The 11,985-nt window shown below is 70.8% G+C and carries 13 protein-coding genes; 3 read left to right on the forward strand and 10 right to left on the reverse strand.

The genetic code is table 11. The features are described from left to right. The first annotated feature begins 177 nt into the window (after positions 1-177). On the forward strand, positions 178-444 hold the full coding sequence (locus AB0D10_RS11155) for a hypothetical protein (RefSeq protein ID WP_360254259.1): 267 nt from the start codon (positions 178-180) through the stop codon (positions 442-444). Positions 445-475: 31 nt separating this feature from the next. Next, complete coding sequence (locus AB0D10_RS11160; RefSeq protein WP_360254261.1) at positions 476-1,393, forward strand: LysR family substrate-binding domain-containing protein; 918 nt, start codon at positions 476-478, stop codon at positions 1,391-1,393. Positions 1,394-1,528: 135 nt separating this feature from the next. On the opposite strand, the gene AB0D10_RS11165 is transcribed toward AB0D10_RS11160, so the two are convergent. From AB0D10_RS11165 to AB0D10_RS11210, 10 genes are all read right to left on the reverse strand, one after another. After that, the gene (locus AB0D10_RS11165) at positions 1,529-2,224 is read right to left on the reverse strand and encodes a FadR/GntR family transcriptional regulator (protein WP_360254263.1); all 696 of its coding nucleotides are present in this window, start codon (positions 2,222-2,224) and stop codon (positions 1,529-1,531) included. Positions 2,225-2,379: 155 nt separating this feature from the next. Further along, a complete protein-coding gene (locus AB0D10_RS11170; RefSeq protein ID WP_360254265.1) occupies positions 2,380-3,279 on the reverse strand; it encodes an amidohydrolase family protein in 900 nt (299 codons plus the stop codon). Further along, positions 3,276-3,587, reverse strand: coding sequence for an L-rhamnose mutarotase (locus tag AB0D10_RS11175; protein ID WP_360254267.1), 312 nt, complete (start codon positions 3,585-3,587; stop codon positions 3,276-3,278). Before AB0D10_RS11175 ends, AB0D10_RS11170 begins: the two co-directional genes overlap by 4 nt. Next, complete coding sequence (locus AB0D10_RS11180) at positions 3,584-4,234, reverse strand: lactate utilization protein C (RefSeq protein ID WP_360254269.1); 651 nt, start codon at positions 4,232-4,234, stop codon at positions 3,584-3,586. The genes AB0D10_RS11175 and AB0D10_RS11180 overlap by 4 nt, the downstream gene beginning before the upstream one ends. Next, the gene (locus tag AB0D10_RS11185; protein WP_360254271.1) at positions 4,231-5,673 is read right to left on the reverse strand and encodes a LutB/LldF family L-lactate oxidation iron-sulfur protein; all 1,443 of its coding nucleotides are present in this window, start codon (positions 5,671-5,673) and stop codon (positions 4,231-4,233) included. The genes AB0D10_RS11180 and AB0D10_RS11185 overlap by 4 nt, the downstream gene beginning before the upstream one ends. After that, positions 5,670-6,410, reverse strand: a complete 741-nt coding sequence (locus AB0D10_RS11190; protein WP_360254273.1) for a (Fe-S)-binding protein — start codon at positions 6,408-6,410, stop codon at positions 5,670-5,672. The genes AB0D10_RS11185 and AB0D10_RS11190 overlap by 4 nt, the downstream gene beginning before the upstream one ends. After that, positions 6,410-7,402, reverse strand: coding sequence for an aldo/keto reductase (locus AB0D10_RS11195; RefSeq protein WP_360254546.1), 993 nt, complete (start codon positions 7,400-7,402; stop codon positions 6,410-6,412). The genes AB0D10_RS11190 and AB0D10_RS11195 overlap by 1 nt, the downstream gene beginning before the upstream one ends. Before the next feature lie 2 nt (positions 7,403-7,404). Continuing rightward, complete coding sequence (locus tag AB0D10_RS11200) at positions 7,405-8,166, reverse strand: SDR family oxidoreductase (RefSeq protein WP_360254275.1); 762 nt, start codon at positions 8,164-8,166, stop codon at positions 7,405-7,407. Beyond that, complete coding sequence (locus tag AB0D10_RS11205) at positions 8,163-9,506, reverse strand: L-fuconate dehydratase (RefSeq protein WP_360254277.1); 1,344 nt, start codon at positions 9,504-9,506, stop codon at positions 8,163-8,165. The genes AB0D10_RS11200 and AB0D10_RS11205 overlap by 4 nt, the downstream gene beginning before the upstream one ends. Positions 9,507-9,517: 11 nt before the next feature. After that, complete coding sequence (locus AB0D10_RS11210; protein WP_360254279.1) at positions 9,518-10,369, reverse strand: fumarylacetoacetate hydrolase family protein; 852 nt, start codon at positions 10,367-10,369, stop codon at positions 9,518-9,520. A 505-nt stretch (positions 10,370-10,874) separates the two neighbouring features. Between AB0D10_RS11210 and AB0D10_RS11215 the strand changes: the two genes are divergently transcribed. Further along, positions 10,875-11,924 (forward strand): sugar ABC transporter substrate-binding protein, encoded by a 1,050-nt coding sequence (locus AB0D10_RS11215; RefSeq protein WP_360254281.1) that lies wholly within the window; start codon positions 10,875-10,877, stop codon positions 11,922-11,924. Positions 11,925-11,985 lie beyond the last annotated feature (61 nt).

An 11,985-nucleotide genomic window follows, 5' to 3' on the forward strand; every position in this document is an offset into this window, starting at 1 on the left:
CCGCCCTCGGCATAGCCGTGGGCGGCTCGCTTCTCGCCGCCGGCACCGCACACTCCGTCGGTCGCGACTGCGGCACCGCCGCCGTTCAGTACTCGGTCGACGGCGGTGCGCACTGGGTCAGCGACGACCGGATGCCCGCCCCGCACGGCACCATCCAGGTCCGCCTCCGGCGAGCCTTTGACCGGCTGCGACTACAAGGTTTCGCTTGCCTCCTACAGCACCGAAGGTCCGACCTTTGCGGCCTCCGGCACGCAGACCTTCCTCGGCTCGGCCACCGTGACGCTCAACCGCGAGAACCCTCAGGCGACTCTGGACATCAGCGCCTACCTGCCGAAGTGTTTCGGCCAGATCGACCTGTACCCCGGTGACCAGAAGTTCGACGGGCACAGCAACCCGCTGCCGCACTACCCGGACATCGTTCTCCCCGACCACCTGATCACCTGATCACCTGATCACCTGATCACCTGATCACCGCATGGAACGGCGGCACGACCTGCCAGTCGCCCACCCCGCCCGCCCCGACCCATGCTGCCACCCCGCCCGCCCCGACCCACCCCGCCACCAGCACTCCGCCCATTTCGGGCAAGCCCTCGGCCAGCGCCTCGGCCTCCCCGACCGTTCCGGGTGCCTCGGGCCGGAAGGTCACCACGTCGGCGCCGGCCCCGGTCGGCTCCACGGACGTGGCCACTCCGCCTCCGGCCGGCTCGCCCTCGGCCACGCCGACCTCGGACAAGCCCGCGCCGAGCCGGTCGGCTGCGCGGGCGCGCTCGCCTACTCCTTCCCCGCCGAAGTGCTGCGCGTCACCGCTGCCGGGCTGCCTGGCCTGCGGATCGACCTGCACCAGGGCACCGACACCCACATCGCCGAACTCGTCCGGGACGGACGATACGACCTCGGCTTCGTCCGAGAACCGGTACCGACCGCCCGCACCCGACCCGGACCGGAGCGGCAGGAGAGCGACGGACTCGTCATCGTGCCGGGATTCTTCACCGAGCGCGTCGTCGCCGCCCTGCCCACGGCACACCCACTGGGCGGGGCCCACGAGCTGAACCTGGCCGAACTGCGGAACGAGTCCTTCGTTCTGCCCGAGCCGCTGTCCATGCCGGGCCTGACGGCACGTGCGGCAGCCGCCTGCCGGGAGGCCGGCTTCGAACCACGGGTGGGCGGCAGCTGCGACGACGTGACCAGCGCGCTCGGTTTCGTCGCCACCGGCCTGTGCGTCACCCTCGTCCCCGAAGGCGTGCGGCACTTCTCGCTACCGGGGATCACCTACGTACCACTACGCACACCGTCGTCGCAGATGATCTCCTCGATCGCGGCGATCCACCGGCCTGGCGCGGATCGCGCGGTCCACCGCGTACTGGCGCTCCTCGGCGAGGCCACTCGACCGTAAAGCCCGTCCCGGCATGTTGTTCACCCAGCGAGCGGCCTGCCGGCGTCACCTCGCCGGGCGGCGGACCAATCCCGCGGCTTCGTCCACAGCCTCCGCCTATGCGGAGGTCTCGCCCCTTGAAGCACCCGCCCCGGGTCAGCCGAGCGAGGATCCGGCTGCGCCGAGGGTGGCCCGCAGCCACTGTTCGACCCCGGCTACGTGGATCGTGGCCCAGGCGTGCGCGAGGTCGGGGCGGCGGTGGGCAATGGCGTCGAGGATGGCGCGGTGCTGCTGGCGGGTCCGGTCGACCGCGCCTTCCTCGGTCAGCCCGCGCCAGATCCTCGCCCGGGCGGTCGGGCCGGACAGGCCGTCGACGAGCGAGCACAGGACGGTGTTGCCAGAACCGGCTGCGATCCTGTGGTGGAACTCGAGGTCGTTGTCGATCAGTTCTTGCAGGGAGGCGTCGTCGCTCAGGCTCTTCAGGACCTCCCCGAGGACGGCGATGTCCTCGTCCGGCATCACTCGGGCGGCCATGGCCGCAGCGGCGGGTTCCAGGATGCGGCGGACCTCCAGGAACTCCAGCACCGAGTCGTCCTGGTGGAAGTCGACGACGAAGCCCAGGGCGTCCAGCAGCAGGTTGGGCTCCAGGCTCGTCACGTACGTGCCGTCTCCCTGGCGTACGTCGAGCACCCGGATGAGTGAGAGGGCCTTCACCGCCTCACGAAGGGAGTTGCGCGACAGGCCGAGCCGCTCGGCCAGGTCGGCCTCCTTGGGGAGTCGCGAACCGGGGCGTAGCTCACCACTGACGATCATGGCTTTGATCTTCTCGATCGCCGAGTCGGTGACTGGCACGCCGCTGCCTCCCTGGTCCTGATCGTTGCAGCATAGCTTCCATGGCACCCCCGGAGGCCGTCTTGACCGCGACAGGTCAAGGCGATCCGGCAAGATCCGCAGGAGGCCGTCCGTGCGGCGGCTGCCCCTGACGGGCCGTACTTCGGCCGGGTCGGCTACGGTCCCGTCGGGCCGGCCCGTCCCTCCGCGGGCCGACGCGGGGCGCCGAGCCCGTACACGCGGATCGCGTTGTGCCGGAACACCGCGTCCTTCTCCCCCGCGCTGAGCCCGTCCGTGAGGTGCCGGGTGGTCCGGATGACCTCGGCGTAGTCGGCCTGAAGGGTGCATACCGGCCAGTCGGAGCCGAAGAGGAGGCGTTGCGGGCCGAAGGCTTCCAGGGCGGTGTCGGCGTAGGGCGTGAGGTCCTCCGTGCGCCACCGACCGGGGGCGGCCTCGGTGACCAGGCCGGAGAGCTTGCACACGGTGTTGGGCAGCGCGGCCAGGCGGCGCAGGTCCGCTGCCCAGGGGTCGAGCGTGCCCTCGGCGATCGGGGGCTTGCCGAGGTGGTCGAGGACGAACGTCAGGCCGGTGAGCCGGGCGGCCGCGAGGGTGGCGGCGGGCAGCTGGTGCGGTTCGACGACGAGGTCGTAGGCGAGGCCGGAGCCGGCGACGGCGATCAGGCCGCGCTGGACGTCGGGGCGCAGCAGCCAAGCGGGGTCGGGTTCCTCCTGGACCTGGTGCCTGATGCCCACCAGTCTTTCTCCGCCTGGGAGTTCGCGCAGGGCGGCGATCGCTTCGGCAACGTCGGGGGCGGTGAGGTCGGTCCAGCCGACGACGCCGGCGATCAGGTCGCTGTCATCGGCCAGGGCCAGCAGTTCAGGGGTTTCCTCGGGGACGCAGATGGTCTGCACGACGACTGTGGCGACCACTCCGGCCTGCGCGGCTTCGGGGGCGAGGTCGGCGGTGGTGAAGGAGCGGGCCAGTGGAGCGAGGGCCTCTCCTGTGATCCAGGGCTGCGGCCGCGTGTCGAGGTCCCAGACGTGGTGGTGCGCGTCGATGATCTGAGGTCCGGTCACAGTTCCCACACCACCGGGAGGCCGGCCTCGGCACCGTCCTTGGAGTAGTCGTGGCTGATGTCGAGCAGTTCGCCCATCTTCTCCTGCCAGGCGGTGTTGACCGGGAGGTGTTCCAGTTCGGCGAGGAGCCGGGGGTAGCTCTCGCATTCGAGGATGTGGAAGAGCTCGGTCCCGCTGCGCCAGATGGTCCAGGAGGTGACGCCGGCGGAGCCGATGGCGGCGGTGAGTTCGGCGGGCACCGCGCGGTGGGCGGCCTCGTACTCGGCGATCCGGTCGGCGCGGACGCGGGTGTGCAGGGCGACTCTCATGATGCCTCCGGTGCCTCTTCGGTGACGACGATGACGTGCAGGGTCCGGGGGCCGTGGACGCCCTCGACGCGTTCGAGTTCGATGTCGCTGGTGGCGGACGGGCCGGAGATGAAGGTGAGCGGGTTCCGCGGGTCGAGGCGGGCGAGGGCGTCGGGGACGTCGTCGGCGATCTGCTCGGCGCGGATGACGCACAGGTGGTAGTCCGGGACGAGGCTGAGGGCGCGGCGGCCCTGGCCGGGGCCGGCATCGAGGACGACGGTGCCGGTGACGGCGATGCCGGCGGCGGCCAGGGTGATCGCGCCGTCCAGGGCGTTCAGGGCCGGGACGGCCAGGGGTTCCGGGTGCCACTGCCAGTCGCCGGACGGGAGCAGCTCGACGGGAAAGCCGTCGGGCAGCGCCAGGTTTCTCGCCCCGCACGCGGTGAGCGCGTCGGCGATGGCGGCCGGCAGGCCCGCCTGATCGGTGCGGGTGACGTTCGCCCGGTAGTCGGCGACGCGTTCGGCGAACAGGGCGACGGTGTCCTGGCCCGGTTCGGTGTGGCTGCGGTGGTAGGTGCGGGGTACGGGGACGTCGGTGGGCAGTTCGCCGGCGGGGACGTCGGTGAGCGCGGAGCGGATACGGGCGAGGATGGCTTGCCGGCTGTTCATGCTTCTTCGTCCCTGTTCTTGCGCCACCAGGTGCGGAAGGACTCGGCGGGGGGTGCGGGGGTGTCGCGGGTGTCGGACCAGCCGTGCAGCGGGCCCGGCAGTCGGCCGATGCGCCCGTTCCGGGCCAGGGCGCGGCCGCCGATGGCGGCGGCCTTCTGGGCGGCGGAGAGCAGGCGCGGGGAGTCGAGGACGGTGGCGGCGGCCTTCATGGCCAGGGCCTCCGTCCGCTTCGGCTTGGTCTCGACGGCCTTGGCCCTCAGGTGCGCCAGCACTTCGGGGATGTCGATCTTCACGGGGCAGGCGTCGTAGCAGGCCCCGCACAGGGTGGACGCGAACGGCAGCGAAGCGGCGTTCTCCACGCCGACGAGTTGCGGGGTGAGGACGGCGCCGATCGGTCCGGGGTAGACCGAGCCGTAGGCGTGGCCGCCGGTGCGCTCGTAGACGGGGCAGACGTTGAGGCAGGCGGAGCAGCGGATGCAGCCGAGGACCTGGCGGCCGACGGTGTCGGCGAGGGTGTCGGTGCGGCCGTTGTCGAGCAGGACCAGGTGGAAGGCCTGTGGCCCGTCGCCCTGCGTCACCCCGGTCCAGGTGGAGGTGTACGGGTTCATCCGCTCGCCGGTGGAGGAGCGGGGCAGGAGCTGGAGGAAGACTTCCAGGTCGGTCCAGGTGGGCACGACCTTCTCGATGCCCATGACGGTGATGAGGGTCTCGGGCAGGGTGAGGCACATCCGGCCGTTGCCCTCCGACTCCACGACCATGACGGTGCCGGTGTCGGCGACGGCGAAGTTGGCGCCGGAGACGGCCACCTTGGCGGTGAGGATCTTGCTCCGCAGGTGCAGCCGGGCCGCATCCGCCAGCTCGGCGGGTGAGTCGGTGAGCCCGTCGGGTGCGGGCTGTCCCCAGTGGCCCATCTCGGCGGTGAACAGGTCGCGGACCTCGGTGCGGTTCCTGTGGATCGCGGGGACGAGGATGTGGGAGGGCCGGTCGTCGCCGAGCTGGACGATGAGTTCGGCGAGGTCGGTCTCGTAGGCGGTGATGCCGGCTTCGGCGAGGGCCTCGTTGAGGCCGATCTCCTGCGTGGCCATGGACTTGACCTTCACGACTTCGCGTTCGCCGGTGGCCTGCACGAGTTCGGTGACGATGCGGTTGGCCTCGGCGGCGTCCGAAGCCCAGTGCACGGTGCCGCCCGCGGCGGTGACGGCGGCCTCCAACTGGACGAGGTAGCGGTCGAGGTGGCGTGAGGTCCGCTTCTTGATCGCGGCGGCGGCGTCGCGCAGCTGCTCCCAGTCGTCCAGTTCGGAGGCGACCGCGAGCCGCTTGTCGCGGATGGTCGTGGTGGCGCGTTTCAGGTTGGCGCGCAGCTGGGTGTTGCCGAGCGCCTCGCGGGCGGCCTCGGGGAAGGACGGCGAGCCGAGCCAGACGACGCCGCGGTCGCTCATCGGTTCTTCCCTTCGGAGGCGGCGAGGATCTCGGCCAGGTGCATGGTCCGCACGGTGGAGCCCTGGCGGGACAGTCCGCCGCCGATGTGCATCAGGCAGGAGTTGTCGGCGGCGCACAGGACCTCGGCGCCGCTGTCCAGGACGGCGGCGTTCTTGTCGGCGAGCATCGCGGCGGAGGTGTCGGCGTTCTTGACGGCGAAGGTGCCGCCGAAGCCGCAGCAGGAGTCGGCGGCGCGGAGGTCCACCAGGTCGATGTCCTTGACCGCGCGCAGCAGGCGGTCGGGGCGGTCGCCGAGGCGAAGGCCGCGCAGGGAGTGGCAGGTGGGGTGGTAGGCGACGCGGTGCGGGAAGCGGGCGCCGACGTCCGTGACGCCGAGCACGTCGGTCAGGAACTCGGTGAACTCGTGAACCCGGGGCACCAGTTCGGTGACCTGCTGTAGGAGGTCGGTGTTCCCGTAGTCCCGGGCGAGCAGGGGGTGGTTGTCGCGTACCATGCCGGCGCAGGAGGCGGAGGGGGTGACCACGGCGTCGTAGTCGACGAAGGTCCGTGCGAAACGGGTGACCAGCGGAACGGCGTCGGGGCGGTAGCCGGTGTTGAAGTGCATCTGGCCGCAGCAGGTCTGTTCCTGGGGGAACTCGACGCGGTGGCCGAGCCGCTCCAGCACGGTCACCACCGCGCGGCCGGTGTCGGGGAAGAGCGTGTCGTTGAAGCAGGTGATGAACAGGGCGATGCGCATCAGCTCACCTCCTCGGGCGTGGGGACGTCCGCGGGCAACAGTCCTCGTTCCTTGAGGTCCGCCCAGAGTGCCGCCGGGACGGGGTGGTTGAGCATGGCGGCGGCGTCCCGGACCTCACCGGCGCTGCGGGTGCCGACCAGGACGCTCGCCACCGCCGGGTGCCCGAACGGGAACCGCAGAGCTGCGGCGCGCAGCGGCACGCCGTGCCGCTCGCAGACGTCCTTCAACCGCACTGCCCGGTCGAGAAGTTCGGTGGGAGCGGCGGCGTAGTCGAAGGTCGCTCCGGGCCTCGGATCGGCGAGCAGGCCGGAGTTGAAGACCCCGCCGACCACCACGGCGACCTGCCGTTCCTCGGCCAGCGGCAGCAGTTCGGCCAGTCCGCGCTGGTCGAGGAGGCTGTAGCGGCCGGCCAGCAGGACGGCGTCGAGGTCGGTCTCGCGGATGAAGCGGGCGGGCAGCTCAGCCTGGTTCATGCCGATGCCGATCGCCCCCAGGACGCCTTCGGCGCGCAGGCGTTCCAGTTCCGGATAGGCCTCGGTGAGCGCCTGTTCGGCGTGGTCGTCGGGGTCGTGCAGGTAGGCGATGTCGATCCGGTCGAGGCCGAGCCGGTTCAGGCTGTCCTCAATGGAGTGGCGCACGCCCCGGGCGCTGAAGTCCCAGACGCGGCGGTGCGTGGCGGGAACGGCGAAGCCGTTGGCCAGGTCGTCGCCGTCGCCGGAGGGAGCCGGCTCCAGCAGCCGGCCGACCTTCGTGGAGATCGTGTACTGGTCCCGGGGGAACTCGCGCAGGGCGTCACCGAGCCGGCGCTCCGACAGGCCCAGGCCGTAGTGCGGGGCGGTGTCGAAGTACCGTACGCCGGACTCCCAGGCTGCGGTGACGGCCTGTTCGGCCTGCGCGTCGGTGACCGGGGTGAACAGGTTTCCGATGCCGGCGGCGCCGAACGCGAGTGCGGTCACCTGCGCCGTGCTGCGGCCGAGCACGTTGTGGCGCAGCTTCACCGGCGTGGCTCCGGTCGCAGGCGCAGACCGGCCATGCCGCCGTCCACGGCGAGCGCGGTGCCGGTGACGCTGGCGGCGGCGGGGGAGGCGAGGTAGGCGATGGCGGCGGCGACCTCTTCGGCGCTGACCAGCCGTCCGGTGGGCTGGCGGGCGTTCAGGGCGGCGCGTTCGGCGGCCGGGTCGGCGGCCGCGTCCAGCAGTCGTGCGACCCACGGGGTGTCGACGGTGCCGGGGTTGACGCAGTTGACCCGGATCCCTTCGCGGACGTGGTCGGCGGCCATGGCCAGGGTGAGCGAGTAGACGGCGCCCTTGCTCGCCGAGTACAGCGCGCGCTGCGGCAGTCCGGCGGTGGCGGCGATCGAGCAGGTGTTGACCACGGAGGCGCAGGCGGAGCGGCGCAGGTACGGGAGGGCGGCGCGGGTGGTGCGGACGATGCCGAGCACGTTGACGTCCAGCACGCGGTGCCACTGCTCGTCCGGGTTGTCCTCGACCGTCCCGGCGGCGCCGATGCCGGCATTGTTGACCAGGATGTCGATGCCGCCGAGCGCTTCGGCCGCCGCCTGGACGGCGGCGCGTACGGAGTGGTCGTCGGCGACGTCGGCGGTGAAGCCGCGCAGCGGGGCGCGGACGCTGCTCGGGTCGAGGTCGAGGACGGCGACGTCCGCTCCGCGCTCGCCGAGCACCTGGGCGGTGGCCAGTCCGATGCCGGAGGCACCGCCGGTGACCAGGGCGGTGAGCCCGTCGAGGTCGGTCGTCATGAGCGCTCCTCCTTGTCGCTGCCGGCCAGGTCGGCTGCCCAGAACGCGCCGTCGGGGTAGGTGTAGGTGTCGATGGTGTCCTGGTGCATGGTGGCGGAGAACCCGGGCACGGTGGGCGCCCGGTAGTGGCCTCCGTCGATGACCACGGGGTCGAGGAAGTGCTGGTGGAGGTGGTCGACGTACTCGATGACGCGGTCCTCGGTGGTACCGGAGAGCGCGACGTAGTCGAACATCGACAGGTGCTGGACGAGTTCGCACAGGCCCACGCCGCCGGCGTGCGGGCAGACCGGGACGCCGAACTTGGCGGCGAGCAGCAGGATGGCGAGGTTCTCGTTGACGCCGGCCACCCGGGCCGAGTCCAGCTGGAGGATGTCGATGGCGCCGGCCTGGAGCAGCTGTTTGAAGACGATGCGGTTCTGCACGTGCTCGCCGGTGGCGACCTTGATCGGGTGGACACCGCGCCGGACGGCGGCGTGGCCGAGGATGTCGTCGGGGCTGGTGGGTTCCTCGATCCAGTACGGGTCGAACTCGGCGAGGGCATTCGTCCACTCGATCGCCTCGGCGACGTTCCAGCGCTGGTTGGCATCGATCGCCATCCGAATGTCCGGGCCGACGGCCTGGCGGGCGGTGCGGCAGCGGCGGACGTCGTCCTGAAGGTCGGCGCCGACCTTCAGCTTGATCTGGGTGAAGCCGTCCGCGACGGCCTGCCTGGCGAGGCGGGTGAGCTTCTCGTCCGAGTAGCCGAGCCAGCCGGGCGAGGTGGTGTAGGCGGGGTAGCCGCGGCGCACGAGTTCGGCGGCTCGGGTGGGTGCGCCCTGCTTGCCCTTGCGCAGCAGTTCGAGGGCCTCGCCGGGGGTGAGCGCGTCGGTGAGGTAGCGGAAGTCGACCTGGGAGACGAGCCATTCGGGGTCGGCGTCGGCCAGCAGCTGCCACAGCGGCTTGCCCTCACGCTTGGCGGCGAGGTCCCAGACGGCGTTGACCACGGCTCCGATCGCCATGTGCATCACGCCCTTCTCGGGTCCGAGCCAGCGCAACTGGCTGTCGCCGATCAGGTCGCGGTACAGGGAGCCGGGGTCGGCGCACAGCTCGGCGACGGAACGCCCGACGATGTGCTCGCTCAGCGCGTCGATGGCGGCGACCTGGACGTCGTTGCCACGGCCGATGGTGAACGTGAACCCGTGGCCCTCCGGCTCGCCGTCGGAGGTGCGCAACACCAGGTAGGCGGCGGAGTAGTCGGGGTCCGGGTTCATCGCGTCGGACCCGTCCAGCTCCCGCGAGGTGGGGAAGCGGATGTCGTAGGTGTCGATGGCGGTGATCCGCGCCGCTGTGGTTGCGGACAAGGTGGTGCCTTTCACGCGTTGGAGAAGGTCTGGCGCTGGGTGCCGAGGCCGTCGATGGTCAGTTCGACGGTGTCTCCGTCGCGCAGGTAGGGGTTGCCGGGCAGGCCCAGGGCCACGCCGGCCGGGGTGCCGGTGTTGATGACGTCGCCGGGGTTGAGCACCATGTACTGGCTGAGGTACCAGATGATGTGGGCGACATCGAAGATCATGTTCTTGGTGTTGCCGTCCTGGCGCGACTCGCCGTTGACGGCCAGACGCAGGCCGAGGGCCTGCGGGTCGCCGGCCTCGTCCGGCGTCACCAGCCAGGGACCGAGCGGGTTGAAGGTCTCGCAGGACTTGCCCAGGTCCCACTGCCCGGAGTACTCCAGCTGGAACTCGCGCTCGGACACATCGTTGCTGATCGCGTACCCGGCGATGCACGCGGCTGCCGCGTCCTCATCCGCCAGGTAGCGGGCCTCCTTGCCGATGACGACCGCGAGTTCCACCTCCCAGTCGGTCTTCACCGAACCGCGCGGGATCAGCACCCGGTCGCAGGGGCCGACCACGGTGGAGGGGTCCTTCATGAACACCACCGGCCGACCGGGGATGGCCGCTCCGGTCTCCTCGGCGTGGTCGCGGTAGTTGAGGCCGATGCAGACGACCTTGCCGGGGCGAACGATCGGCGCCCCGACCCGCAGGCCGGAGGGGTCGAGCTCGGGCAGGGCGCCCGCCGCGAGTGCCGCGCGGGCTCGGTCGATTCCGCCGGTGGCGAGGAACGCCCCGTCGATGTCGGCGGTCAGGCCCGTGAGTGCGAAGACCCGCCCGTCGTCGCCGAGGGCTGCCGGAACCTCTTCTCCCGCCGGTCCGATCCGCAGTAGCTTCATGCCCTGACTCCCGTCATACGTCTGCGGGCCGGGGCTCTTCACCGGCCAACACATCGGATGAATCCGTGACGCCCTGACCATACGAGCCTCAGTCGCATCATCGCAAGAAGTCCTCCGACGTTTGCCGACCACTTCGGCTCGTACGTCCTCCAACCATCCGTCAAATGCGCAGCTCATGGCGGAAATATCACTTCATCCATGACACGGCACGGAAACCTGGACGTCACGGTTGAGAATCATCCGAGGTTTCCTCTTGTCAGTCAGATGTCAGGCTCGTATGGTCCTCGTGACCGCAAGCCATCCGATGACTGCGGGAAGCGCGATCCGGCGCTGTCTGCCACGGACCGCCGCAACCAGGAACCGGCCTCCCTCCCGGTGAGGGTTGGAAGGGAGGCCGGCTCCCCCCGCCCGCTTCGCCCCACCGGGACGGCGTCTCGGCCTCCCACCACGCCGGCTCCACGCCCCACGGGGGAGCCCGGACATCCCAGCCAAGGAGATCAGCACCATGAAGCCTCGCTCCTCCAGAATTGCGGCCACGGCCGCCGCCGTGATCGTCCTGGCGGGGTTCACCACGGCCTGCAACCGCGGTAGCGCGTCGGACTCCTCCGCCGCCGGCGGCAAGCCGGCGCTCGGCATCGATCTGCCGCGTGCGGACTCCGACTTCTGGAACTCCTACGCGCAGTACATCAAGCAGGACACCTCCGCCCAGGGCCTGAACACCCTGCCGCTGAGCAACTCGCAGAACGACGTCACCAAGCTGGTCGCCAACGTCCAGGTGTTCCAGAACACCGGCGCCAAGGCCGTCGTGATGGCCCCACAGGACACCGGTGCGATCGCCTCCACCCTTGAGCAGCTGTCCGCCAAGAAGATCCCCGTGATCAGCGTCGACACCCGCCCCGACAAGGGGAACGTCTACATGGTGGTACGCGCCGACAACAAGGCGTACGGCACCAAGGCCTGCGAGTTCCTCGGCAAGCAGCTCGACGGCAAGGGCAAGGTCGCCGAGCTCCAGGGCGCGCTCAGCTCCATCAACGGGCGCGACCGCTCCGAGGCCTTCGCCGCCTGCATGAAGGAGAAGTTCCCCGGCATCCAGGTCATCGAGCTGGCCACTGACTGGAAGGGCGACGTCGCCTCCGCCAAGCTCCAGTCCACCCTGGCCGCCAACCCGGACCTCGGCGGCGTCTACATGCAGGCCGGCGGCGTCTTCCTCCAGCCCACCCTCGCCCTGCTCCAGCAGAAGGGCCTGCTCAAGCCCGCCGGAGAGCCCGGCCACATCGCCATCGTCTCCAACGACGGCATCCCGCAGGAGTTCGACGCGATCCGCAAGGGCGACATCGACGCGACCGTCTCCCAGCCCGCCGACCTCTACGCCAAGTACGCCCTCTTCTACGCGCAGGCCGGAGCCGAGGGCAAGACCTTCCAAGCCGGGGCCACCGACCACCAGTCGACCATCATCCAGCTGCCCAACGGCCTGGAGGACCAGCTTCCCGCACCCCTCGTCACCAAGGACAACGTCGACGACAAGTCCCTCTGGGGCAACAACGTCGGCAAGTAACCCCACCGACCCCTCGTGAGCCGCGGCCCGGGCTCCCCTCTCGGCGCCGCCGTTCTCGGAT

The sequence above is a fragment of the Kitasatospora sp. NPDC048545 genome (assembly GCF_040651155.1).
GTDB lineage: Bacteria > Actinomycetota > Actinomycetes > Streptomycetales > Streptomycetaceae > Kitasatospora.

What these genes read in the sequence shown, in the direction of transcription:
- AB0D10_RS11200 (WP_360254275.1), bottom strand. Translation starts at nt 8,166, where the DNA reads ATGACGACCGACCTCGACGGGCTCACCGCCCTGGTCACCGGCGGTGCC.
- AB0D10_RS11210 (WP_360254279.1), bottom strand. Translation starts at nt 10,369, where the DNA reads ATGAAGCTACTGCGGATCGGACCGGCGGGAGAAGAGGTTCCGGCAGCC.
- AB0D10_RS11215 (WP_360254281.1), top strand. Translation starts at nt 10,875, where the DNA reads ATGAAGCCTCGCTCCTCCAGAATTGCGGCCACGGCCGCCGCCGTGATC.
- AB0D10_RS11190 (WP_360254273.1), bottom strand. Translation starts at nt 6,410, where the DNA reads ATGCGCATCGCCCTGTTCATCACCTGCTTCAACGACACGCTCTTCCCC.
- AB0D10_RS11180 (WP_360254269.1), bottom strand. Translation starts at nt 4,234, where the DNA reads ATGAACAGCCGGCAAGCCATCCTCGCCCGTATCCGCTCCGCGCTCACC.
- AB0D10_RS11160 (WP_360254261.1), top strand. Translation starts at nt 476, where the DNA reads ATGGAACGGCGGCACGACCTGCCAGTCGCCCACCCCGCCCGCCCCGAC.
- AB0D10_RS11175 (WP_360254267.1), bottom strand. Translation starts at nt 3,587, where the DNA reads ATGAGAGTCGCCCTGCACACCCGCGTCCGCGCCGACCGGATCGCCGAG.
- AB0D10_RS11185 (WP_360254271.1), bottom strand. Translation starts at nt 5,673, where the DNA reads ATGAGCGACCGCGGCGTCGTCTGGCTCGGCTCGCCGTCCTTCCCCGAG.